This is a genomic window from Telluria sp. AZSoR62, from assembly GCF_058111565.1.
In genome coordinates this window covers 1-257 of record NZ_JBYTST010000413.1, presented here as the reverse complement: position 1 = coordinate 257, position 257 = coordinate 1, and the positions used below count along the sequence as shown (strand labels likewise).

Below are 257 nucleotides of genomic sequence, written 5' to 3'. Positions count from 1 at the left end.
GACGGCCTTCGGACGGCATACGACATGGCAAAGGGGCAGTATGTCCGACCCGGTGCGCGAAGCGCGCGAGCAGTTGATTCGCGTTGGCCTAAGTGGAAAGTACGGGTCCAGCGACGCCGTCCCGGATGTGATTGTCCGAAGCTGGCGCCGATCGATCAGCAGCGCAGTAAATAGCTCCGTCACGTCTCAGCGTTATCAGGACGTCGACACAGACTCACTGCTGTGTCGGGCTGCAGTGCCCGTCCTCGACCGGTGGC

Annotated in this window: 1 protein-coding gene; it reads left to right on the top strand. The window is 62.3% G+C overall.

The window, feature by feature from the left end:
- Positions 1-40 precede the first annotated feature (40 nt).
- On the top strand, positions 41-257 hold a 217-nt coding region (locus AC3XQU_RS24285; RefSeq protein ID WP_489876678.1), incomplete at its 3' end, for a hypothetical protein.